The sequence below is a fragment of the Pontibacillus halophilus JSM 076056 = DSM 19796 genome (genome assembly GCF_000425205.1).
GTDB lineage: Bacteria > Bacillota > Bacilli > Bacillales > BH030062 > Pontibacillus_A > Pontibacillus_A halophilus.
The window spans coordinates 23,742-34,183 of the sequence record NZ_AULI01000026.1 but is presented as its reverse complement, the minus strand read 5'-3'; the positions used below and the strand labels follow the sequence as shown (position 1 = coordinate 34,183).

Sequence of the window (10,442 nt, the reverse complement as noted above, 5' to 3'; positions counted from 1 at the left end):
CCTATATGGATCGTTGATTCGTATACTACTCTCAACTATGATGGCCTTTCAATGTAGATATTTCCTTTATCTAAAGCAGCTTAATGAAGCAAGTGAGTACAAAGCAATTCAACAAGCGAAGAAGGCACTACCTTTAATTGCATCTGCAATCTCGTCCGACACTACTAATAACATTGTACAGGTCATCAAAACAGTTTATGAGAACGTGCGACGACATGGAATAAAAGACCGCAGGTGCCAGCACTCTAGTCCTTTTAAGATTTTAAATATTAAACAGTAGTACCTTGTAAAAAAGGTTCTTTATATTCCTTTATTCTTAAGGGTGTTTGCTGGAATATTTTTGATTTAAGTCGAATTTTACACCGAAGGTGTACAACTAAACACTCTATCTATTTATTAGCTTGACGGCTATGTTACCTGTCCCTCCGTCCCTCTGGAGATAAGGGCATTCCGTTTAGAAGGATCAGGATTTGGTTTTCTTGGGTGCGTTTTAGAACAAAGTATCCAGACTTGGCATCCGTTGCTATCCCTTCATCATTTGGCCAGCAGAATCCATGTTCGACACAGCTGCCGTCGTCTCTTATGAGAACTTTACCTACTAGGCCCACTGCTACCCATTCCGCACGGTGCTTTCGGGATACGTATTCACGCTTCGGATCCCAATCCGGGTTGATAATAGGTCGCATTTCCTTCACTTCTTCTTTAATTACGTTGTCTTGGTCATCCTTTAGAGAAGGGGTCGTCACTTCATGATAGACTCTTCTCCCCCATTCATCGTATAGGTATCTTCCATGCCAACTGAGTGCTGCACTATTTCCAATTACGCTAGGCGTTGCGCTTGTTACACCTAGTATAAGATTGTCTGTTGAAGTGGCCTTACGAATGTAATCTCCCTTTTGAACGGTAACGAAATATCCGACATCGATTCGATTCCCATCAAAGCTCTCGAACATTTCAGCGAAGTCAGCACCACCTGTGTTATAGGCCGCTCCATCGATATACATTTCTCCATCAGAGGACAGCCATTTAGCTCCTAGTCCTCTCGATACACTGTTAGAACCATTTCCTATAAACCACGAGTGAGACTCGGTTGCGTCACCAAAGCGCCCCATAATGTGTGAGTTTTGGAAAATAGTAACATTCTCTTGACCTTCCGCATGAGACGCGTTGCCAATGGCCTCTGTTCCTTCCCCTTCTGCATGTGAAGCAAATCCTCTTGCCTCTGACGAAAATCCTTCCACGTGCGCGGCAAAATTGTCGGCTCTAGTATTGTTTCCCTCGGCATGAGAGTATTCTCTCAATGCCTGTGTGTTAATGCCTTCTGCGTGCGACGCTTGACCTGCTGCCCTTGTATTGATCCCTTCTGCGTGGGAAGTTTCACCTTCTGCTATACTTCCCTGACCTTCCGCATGAGCAAATGGCTGAACCGCACGAGTATTGCTTCCTTCTGCATGTGTTGCAAATTGCTCCGCTCGAGTATCAATCCCCTCCGCGTGCGCAGCTTGCCCGATCGCTACTGTATTAATCCCTTCTGTATGAGAAGTGTCTCCCTCTGCTCGCGTATTTTGACCTTCAGCGTGAGAGGCTGGACCGATGGCAAACGTTCCGAATCCTTCTGCATGTGTGGCAAAAGTTTCAGCCCTTGTATCTTGACCTTCCGCATGTGAGGAATCCCCATTCGCTTGTGTACGGAATCCCTCTGCGTGTGTTGCGAATGCCCTGGCCACAGTTTCTTGCCCTTCGGCATGCGAAGCTACCCCATCTGCTTGTGTCAACTGCCCCTCCGCATGACTTGCAAAATTATCGGCAGCAGTAAAAGCGCCTTCTGCGTGGGAGGTAACTCCATTTGCACGTGACTCTTGCCCCTCTACATGAGAGTAGGTACCAACTGCTTCGGTCAGAAACCCTTCTGCATGTGTATAATCCCCCAAGGCTTTCGTTCGCCCACCTTCTGCATGAGACGCAAACCCACTCGCAATCGTCCCAACTCCCTCCGCATGTGACGCCGCTCCACTAGCGAGGTTAGGTGCAGGATTATTCGATTGGTCCACTCCACCTCCCTCTACATGCGCAGCCCTTCCAGTGGCTAGATTTCCTTCTCCTTCTGCATGTGCATTGAATCCTAACGCTGGGTCCCCAGCATCTCCTGTTACATTACCTTGCCCCTCTACGTGAGAGTGGTCCCCATAGGCTGTAGTATCTCTCCCCTCTGCATGTGAACAGTCTCCAATCGCCGCTGTGTTGCACCCTTCAGAATGTGACGCAACACCGTCTGATACCGTCGTGTCCCCTTCGGCATGGGAAGCAAACCCATTTGAAATACTGCCATTCCCTTCTGCTAAAGAGCAATCTCCGTTGGACTGAGTGTTGCACCCCGGTGTGAAAGGCGGGCCAGGAGGTCCCTGATCTCCTTGCTCCCCCTGTTCTCCTCGAGGCCCCTGTGGACCAGGCGGGCCTTCAGGGCCAGGAGGTCCCGGTTCACACTGACACGAATACGGAAAGAAATCGCACCCCTCCGGAAAAAAGGTCTGATTAAAAGGAACCTCTTGTTGCTTCCAATTTGCAAACAGATTCTTCTGTTTAGCTGATTTTCTCTTCATTGTTATCCCCCATCCAATGCGCAAGTTCGTTATCACTATATTAAACTCCCCACCATTTGGTGAGGGACAGAGGGACAGGTTCCTTGACCCGTCGGGACAAGGAACCTGTAAAGAGAACATATGAAAAAGCAGCCTATCCGATTGATGCGGAAAGGGCTGCTTTTTGGGGATGTGGGATGGGACAGTTTACCTGTCCCTCCGTCCCGCTACATCGGGCCCCAGTCCATTAGGACGCCGATGCTTAGGTAGATAATGCCAATGATGTACCAGATGACGACAAGTGGGAAAGCAAATTTAATCCATTTTGTCCACGGGATACCGGCGATAGCTAGGTTTGCCATGAGAACACCAGAAAGTGGAGTGATAATGTTCGTAAATCCGTCACCCATAGAATAGGCTTGCACAGCTACCTGGCGAGGTACATCCATTAGGTCGGCAAGAGGCACCATGATTGGCATGACGATGGCAGCTTGTCCGCTTCCAGAAGACACAATCAGGTTGAATGCCCCATTTGCAAAGAACATAATAATAGCACCAGCTACATTTGAAAACGGGCTCATTACGACAGACATTCCTTGAACAATCGTATCTAGAATCATCCCATTCTCAAGAATGACAACAATAGAACGAGCCATCCCGATGATCAATGCTCCATACACAATGCCTTTCGCTCCACGCATGAACTCTTCAACCATCTTATTAGCATTCATTCTAGCTAAGATAGTTGTCCCAATTGCAATCACAATGAACATGGCCGCCATTTCGTTTAAGGACCACCCAAGTTGGAACACACCATACACGTAAGTACCAATCCCAAATACAAGCCACGCTAAGACTAACTTATGTAATAAGGTCAACTCAGACGGCGCGTTCTCCATACTTTTCTCATCATATTTCGGAAAAGGGTTATCTCCCAAAACGCTTTTAGATGGGTTCTTTTTCACCCGTTTCGCGTACCACCATATGTACGCGACAGTTGAAGCCCACACAGTGATGTAGATGATGGTGCGGTACCCAATCCCAGAAAACAAAGGAAGCTCAGCAATCTGTTGAGCAAATCCGGTTGTTAACGGGTCTAAGAAACCAATTGCAAATCCAGAATAGGCTCCTAAATAAATAATAGCGACACCTACAATTGCGTCCATCTTCATAGCCCGAGCCAATATAATCCCAATCGGAATAAAGGCAATGACTGCATTCACGATAATGCCGAGTCCGCCGAATACTGAGAACACTAAGGCCACGAAGATAATGAGTAAATACTCTTTGTTTCTCGTTACATGAATCGTCTTCATAATCAGTGCATCGATTGCTCCAGTAGCCTCTATAACCGCGAAAGCCCCGCCAATCATTAGCACGAGGAAGATTAGGCTTGCTCCATCGACCATACCATCTTGTATAGAGCGAAAGAGCTCAATAAATCCAGTGGGTTGTTGCTCAATCTCCTCGTAACTTCCAGGGACGATGATCGACTTCCCCTCCTCTGTCGTTACTCGCTCAAAAGAACCTGCAGGAATTAAATAAGTCATAATTGCAGCTAGTAGCAAGATGGCGAATAAGATCACATAGGCATCTGGCAACTCAAATTTCTTCTTTTGTGTTTGCGGGTCTCGGTTCGGTTCTGTTTTCATAAACAACCTCCTTTTTCTAACTTTTCAGACTATTATCTTGTCGTAGATTATAATGAAGTTTATAATCGAATTCAACAAATAAATTACAAATCTATACAAACGACATCATAATAGTGTCGAATCTACTACATAGGAGGCTTTCTGATGGCAGACCATTTATCGCAACGCGTACAAAATACCTTTCACTACCTCCATGAACATGGCGAGATTAGTTGGGAAGAGGTGGAAACGACGTCGTATATTGCTTCACTTCTAAGAGAAAGTGGATGTGAGGTTATTCAATTTGAAGACTGTACTGGAGTTGTAGGCAAGTACGGGAACTTCAATTCAGACCTACCTGTCGTCGGCATTCGTGCAGATATTGACGCCTTGTGGCAAGAAGTGAACGGAACATTCCAACCGAACCACTCCTGTGGGCATGATGCTCATATGTCTATGGTGCTTGGGTTACTTTGGAAGATTGAACAACAGCAAGAATTGAAAGATGAGATTGCATTGAAATTTATCTTTCAACCCGCCGAAGAAAAAGGGTCCGGTGCTTTGAAAATGGTTGAGAAAGGAGTGGTCGATGACGTCGACTACCTGTATGGCATTCACCTTCGCCCTGGACAAGAAACAAAAATGGGGCAGGCTACACCAGTCATTATCCACGGCGCTGCGAAGATGTACCACGTTGAGATTAGGGGCCATGATGCACATGGTGCCAGGCCTCACCAAAATCAAAACGCCATTGAAATTGGAGCTCAAATCGTATCCATGATTAATAAGATTTACTTAGACCCTCGCATCCCCCACTCTGTTAAAATGACTCATTTCCAAGCAGGAGGAAAGAACGCAAATATTATCCCCGGTAACGGGACCTTTTCATTGGACTTGAGAGCACAAACGAATGAGATGATGGATCTTATGGAATCGAAAGTCCATGGAATCTTCGAGGCAATACGAAACCTGTATGAAGTGGACATTGAAATCGTAGATACAGATGGAATTGCAGCCGCGAAACGTAATCAAGAAGCCATTGATCTTATGACCCGTTCTATCAAAGAGGTGTTAGGGGAAGAAGGTGCAGAAGAGCCTTTAGTCACACCTGGAGGAGATGATTTCCACTTTTACACCATCGAACGCCCTTCTCTTAAAGCTACGATGCTTGGGCTAGGATGCGACTTAACACCAGGACTTCACCACCCACACATGACATTCAACAAAGAAGCCTTGATGGATGGAGTCAACATCCTATATCGAGCTGTATTAAATACATACAATGAGACAAGGGGACAGGTTCCTCGTCCCGTCGGGACGAGGAACCTGGAAAGAGAATAAATAAACAAGCAGCCCATCCATATAAGTTGGATGGGCTGCTTGTTTGGATTGAGGAGTGGGACAGTTTACCTGTCCCTCTGTCCCTTATTTCTTTACCAATTTGGCGACGGTTTCGACGTGGACGGTTTGTGGAAACATGTCGACGGGTTGGATGGCTTCAACTTTGTATCCATTCTTCTCTAGATAATGAAGATCCCGTACTTGTGTTTCAGGGTTGCAGGATACGTAGACGACTTTCTTTGGCTTAAGCTTTACAACGCTTGATAAGAAAGCTTCGTCACTTCCGCTACGAGGTGGGTCCATAATGACGACGTCCGCTTTCTCGTTGCGGGCTGCCATTTCGACCATAAACTGGCCCGCATCTCCTTGGTAGAATCGAGCGTTTTTCACACCGTTTCGTTTGGAGTTGCGGATGGAATCACGCACCGCGTCTTTGTTTAATTCGACACCGATGACGTTGCCTGCTTGTTTGCTCGCAATCAGTCCGATTGTACCGATGCCACAATAGGCGTCGATGACTGTTTCCTTGCCACTCAACTCTGCCATTTCAATGGCTTTCCCGTACAGTTTCTCAGTTTGCACTGGGTTAATCTGGTAGAATGACTTAGCTGAGATTTCAAATTCCAGGCCACCTAGCGTATCCGTAATGGTTCCTTTTCCGAACAGCACTTTTTCCTGTTCACCTAGAACCATACTCGTGTCGCGTTTATTCACATTTTGTAGGATGGTCGTAATCTCGGGGTGTTCGTTTCGTAACGCTTTGACGAAATTGTTCTTGCCTTTGAACTCAGATGAAGCCGTCACAAGAACGACCATAATCTCTCCGCTTACCTTGCCAACTTTGATGAGCACGTGGCGCAACAGTCCGCGTCCAGTATCTTCGTTATACGGCTGAACTTTAAAAGATTTCAACATGCCTTTAATGGTATTCACGATTTCATCCGCCTTCGGATCGTGAATGAGGCATCGGTCCATCGGAATAATACGGTGCGTATTCATCGCATACATCCCGCCGATGATTTGGCGTTGCTGATTCATCCCGAACGCCGTATGACTCTTATTTCGATAATCATATGGGTGCTCCATCGTCATAATCGGTTCCGGTTTCACGAATGGCTTCATGAGCTCATTAACCGTTTGCTGTTTGAAACGACCTTGGGCCAAATTCGTCATGTGCTGAATTTGGCAGCCCCCACACTCGTAGAAGTACGGACAAGGTGGTTCTACTCGGTCTTTAGATGAAGCAATGACACGCTTAAGCTCCCCACTTACATCTCGACCTCGCTTCGTAATCAGAATTTCAGCTTTCTCACCAGGGAGCAGGTGAGGCACTTCAACTTGCTTGCCTTCCCATTGAGCAATTCCCTTCCCATCATGGGTGAGTCGGGTACACGTTACTTCTGCTGTAATCCCTTTTTGGCCACGTTGGTTGGCACCGTCGGAGGAACGCTTCCCTTTTGAAGGGCCGCCTCGACCATGGTTTTTCTGCTGTTTACTGAACGAATTCTCAGAGCGTTTGCGTTTATTTCCAGACTTTTTATGTGAAAGGTTCTTTCGTTTATTCATAGGAACTTCCTTTTGTTCTTATTTGACACTCCATTATATCCTATTTCATAAAGAACGAACAACTCACCATCATTCCAACAGCCTATTGTTAAATATTAGATAAGGCTAATTGTTTCACTTTAGAAATAAAGCTAATTCATGATTTCAAAATGTCCTTATCATGATTAACCTAAATAAAAACCCCTTCTCACCAATGGTTTCAAAGGGGTTACTTCTATCATTAGTCCATCCGAAACACTTTTCGGGCGCGGCTCATCATCTCATCAATCTCGTTACGTTTCGAAGCAACGAGTTCGCTCGTTCGTTCATCTGCTTCGAACGGCTCTAGATTCTCATTGAGGTAGATTTCATATGCCTCTCCGTCCTTCTGTAGTCTAAAACCATAAACATCCTCTCCCATTAACTTTGGCCAGATGATTAACGCACTTTCTTTGTCGGGATGAACAATCCCTAAGTTGCCTGTGTATTGAAGGTAATCAGGACTTTTAACGTTGTAGGTAAATCCTTCTTCCTCCATTACGTGCACTCCAGTTACGTCTAATGGGACGGCTTCCACATACGGTTTATAGTGCGTTTTCGTTGTGACAAACCAAACTAGGTTTAGCAGGATAAATCCTACTAGAACGATGAGCACCATTCCTTTTACCGATCGCAATTTACTCAACCTATGGTCACCACCCTGTTTCCTTGTTCTTTCATTCCTTCATCGTGTGTGACAAGAATGATTGTCTTTCCTTGGCGATTCAACTCATGCAAGATCGCGACGACTCGATTCGCGTTGTCTGTATCGAGTGATCCAGTTGGCTCGTCGGCGAGAATGATGTCACACTGCTTCAGCATTAGGCGCGCTAAGGCTACTCGTTGCTGCTCTCCACCTGATAATTTGTATACTTTCGTGTCTATTTTCTCAAGCAACCCGACCATTTGAAGCGCTTCTTCCATTTCTAAGCTTGAACGAATCTGTTTCTTTATAATGGCTAAGTTTTGGCGAACAGTTTTGTTATCAATTAAAGCGAAATTTTGAAATAGGAACCCTATTTTTGAGCGAAAGTATGAAAGATGATTCTTCTTTAATGTGATGTCCATTCCATCGACGATGATCTTCCCCTTATCAACCGGTTCTAGGGCTCCAATCATATTTAAGAGCGTCGTTTTCCCACAGCCACTCGGCCCGGAGAAGACGACAAAATCACCATCCTCTATCGTCAAGTCAAGCTCTTGAAACAGAGGCTTTCCTTCGAACTCTTTCCTTAACTTCTCCAACTGAATCATAGGTTGCCTCCTTTTAATATCCGCTGCACATTAGCTTTTTCCACTTTTCTCACCGTTAGAACGACAACACAAAGCTCAAGCACAAGCAAGCATGTTCCGCCTAGCAAGAGGAGTGCAGGGTCACCAACTTTCAAGAAATAAGACAGAAGTGTTACACCGACTACCCCCACCCCAGTAATTGTAGTTGTAACAACGACAATCAGCCGATTCTTTGAAAGAATGCTGTACCCTAGTACTTTCTTAATAGAGAGCTCAATCGCGTTCACCTGATATTCAAGTCGTAGAATAGTCCCGATGATGAGCAACTCAAGCAGTAGAACAAGTGCCGCAAACACGGTATTCATAATGAGGAGACGCTTGGCGGAATTCCACGCCGCACTATATTTATCCCATACATTCGTTTGTAAGATCAGTTCTCGCTCCATCCCTTGTTCTTCAACAAAGGCGCGGAAAGCTTCATCATTCATTCGATACATCATATCCGAGAGCAGTACTTGAGAGATCTGTTGAGGAGGACTCGTTGTGTTCATCAGAATTACAGTCGGGTTATCGATAAGAACGCTGCCATTATGATGGTTCTGGTCAATCCCAACCATCTCAACCGATCCTTCATATCGGATTGTCTTGTAAGAACGAGGGATAGCCTCACCAAACCCTAGCGAATCCAGCGAATCTCGTAGCAAGCTTTCATTCGGTGCCTCTCTATTCTCAGGAAGTACAATCGCGAAAGGCTCCTTCTCAATCTCAGACTTTATGTCTGGCAACACCTGAAACAAATAAGGAACTGCATGATGGTTGAGAAGCAACGTCGTCTCAGTATGTTTCGATAGGTTATTAATTGGTGTTAAAAGCGTCGCCTGAAACTCTTCTAAGAAACGGTTGTATTGCTCCGTTTGTACCTGCTCTGATTTATCAAGGCTCTCAGTTGGCGAAAAATCCGGAGAATGAATCTTATGACCGATATAGGTATAAGAGAATTCTGAACGGGACTCAAAGAAATCACGCTGCTTGTAGAGTTCTAAGGCTTCGTACGCCACCGCTAAACTGCTTGATAGAAGCGCAACGGTCAACACTGTGGTCAGGAATTTCAATCCGTACGTAAGCGATAATAACTTACGAGATTGAAAACCGTTGGAGAACGCTTCTTTGATACTCATGAAGTGCATGGTTACATAAGCCAAGCTGTTCAATAGAAGCAACGCACTAACGAATGGGATGAGCCAAGGTATATAAGATTCCAACTGTGTAAAGGGAGCCAAGGCCACATAAGAAACAAAGAATGCTAGCATGATTATTAGTGAATCAAATGCGATAGACTTTATAGCCATCGAAGGCAAGCTTTCTCCAATGGATAAACGGACTAACGTTTCTTTCCGCCTCATTGAAATATCATAGAAGGTTAACAGTAGAACAATCGCTGTTACAAGCCCCCATACTGCCAAAAGTCGATTTCGCTCTTTATGTTGGCCATAACCTTCATGGGGGTGGTTTCCTGCATATGTATCAATCAGGTCCATCTTAAAGGAATGAAAGGCATCGGATTGACCGATGCCATAGAATTCAGGGGTATAGGCGATTGTGGGATGATTACGCAACTCTTTAAATGTAAACTCGAGATTACCGAGAAATACACTCTCGTATTTCCCTTCTTCGAGATGAATCGTTTCTCTAAGCAACTCTTCTACCCCATCTGTTCCATATATGGTCTTCTTACCAGAACGTGCACCATTAGGGGTCTCGACAACCGTAAATACGTCCACATCATGTGTCTTTGCAGCACTGTAAATGTCATCAATCATCTCTTCTTCGGAGATGGCTGGATTCGTATAGATGGTTGTCGTATTGAATTGCTCATAGAAATTCTCAAGAGTCAGCATGCGCCCCTCCCCAAGCACAAGCAGGCTAGTAAACAATATAAGTGTCGTCATGAGAAGTTTAATCCATCTCATCCATATCCCTCCGCTTTATGTATCGCCTATCCCCATTTACTTACTGAATATAGTAATAAACGGTACTTCCTTTATGGGTCATTTCAATGCCGGCCAGCATTTAC

At 45.2% G+C, this 10,442-nt stretch carries 7 protein-coding genes and 1 pseudogene; 2 read left to right on the top strand and 6 right to left on the bottom strand.

The window, feature by feature from the left end; genetic code table 11:
* Positions 1 to 280 (top strand): annotated as a pseudogene (locus tag H513_RS21990) (IS4-like element ISHaha1 family transposase); the annotation flags it as partial.
* A 133-nt stretch (positions 281 to 413) separates the two neighbouring features.
* Here H513_RS21990 and H513_RS20625 read toward each other — a convergent pair.
* Together H513_RS20625 and H513_RS0117250 are read right to left on the bottom strand one after the other, a co-directional pair.
* The gene (locus tag H513_RS20625; protein ID WP_051240124.1) at positions 414 to 2,600 is read right to left on the bottom strand and encodes a peptidase G2 autoproteolytic cleavage domain-containing protein; all 2,187 of its coding nucleotides are present in this window, start codon (positions 2,598 to 2,600) and stop codon (positions 414 to 416) included.
* A gap of 206 nt (positions 2,601 to 2,806) precedes the next feature.
* The gene (locus H513_RS0117250) at positions 2,807 to 4,231 is read right to left on the bottom strand and encodes a YfcC family protein (protein WP_026801836.1); all 1,425 of its coding nucleotides are present in this window, start codon (positions 4,229 to 4,231) and stop codon (positions 2,807 to 2,809) included.
* 144 nt (positions 4,232 to 4,375) lie between these two features.
* On the opposite strand from H513_RS0117250, the gene H513_RS20620 reads away from it, so the two are divergent.
* Positions 4,376 to 5,551 (top strand): M20 peptidase aminoacylase family protein, encoded by a 1,176-nt coding sequence (locus H513_RS20620; RefSeq protein ID WP_051240122.1) that lies wholly within the window; start codon positions 4,376 to 4,378, stop codon positions 5,549 to 5,551.
* Positions 5,552 to 5,635: 84 nt separating this feature from the next.
* On the opposite strand, the gene rlmD is transcribed toward H513_RS20620, so the two are convergent.
* The 4 genes from rlmD to H513_RS0117225 form a co-directional block, all read right to left on the bottom strand.
* Entirely contained in the window at positions 5,636 to 7,117 is a 1,482-nt protein-coding gene (gene rlmD / locus H513_RS0117240; RefSeq protein WP_026801835.1) for a 23S rRNA (uracil(1939)-C(5))-methyltransferase RlmD, read from the bottom strand.
* A 220-nt stretch (positions 7,118 to 7,337) separates the two neighbouring features.
* Entirely contained in the window at positions 7,338 to 7,781 is a 444-nt protein-coding gene (locus H513_RS0117235) for a hypothetical protein (RefSeq protein ID WP_026801834.1), read from the bottom strand.
* Entirely contained in the window at positions 7,778 to 8,389 is a 612-nt protein-coding gene (locus tag H513_RS0117230; protein WP_026801833.1) for an ABC transporter ATP-binding protein, read from the bottom strand. Before H513_RS0117230 ends, H513_RS0117235 begins: the two co-directional genes overlap by 4 nt.
* A complete protein-coding gene (locus H513_RS0117225) occupies positions 8,386 to 10,338 on the bottom strand; it encodes a hypothetical protein (RefSeq protein WP_026801832.1) in 1,953 nt (650 codons plus the stop codon). Before H513_RS0117225 ends, H513_RS0117230 begins: the two co-directional genes overlap by 4 nt.
* Between the last annotated feature and the right edge of the window lie 104 nt (positions 10,339 to 10,442).

Bases quoted from the DNA above. Each gene is read 5' to 3' on its own strand.
- H513_RS20625 (WP_051240124.1), bottom strand. From the start codon at position 2,600: ATGAAGAGAAAATCAGCTAAACAGAAGAATCTGTTTGCAAATTGGAAG.
- H513_RS0117250 (WP_026801836.1), bottom strand. From the start codon at position 4,231: ATGAAAACAGAACCGAACCGAGACCCGCAAACACAAAAGAAGAAATTT.
- H513_RS20620 (WP_051240122.1), top strand. From the start codon at position 4,376: ATGGCAGACCATTTATCGCAACGCGTACAAAATACCTTTCACTACCTC.
- rlmD (WP_026801835.1), bottom strand. From the start codon at position 7,117: ATGAATAAACGAAAGAACCTTTCACATAAAAAGTCTGGAAATAAACGC.
- H513_RS0117230 (WP_026801833.1), bottom strand. From the start codon at position 8,389: ATGATTCAGTTGGAGAAGTTAAGGAAAGAGTTCGAAGGAAAGCCTCTG.
- H513_RS0117225 (WP_026801832.1), bottom strand. From the start codon at position 10,338: ATGAGATGGATTAAACTTCTCATGACGACACTTATATTGTTTACTAGC.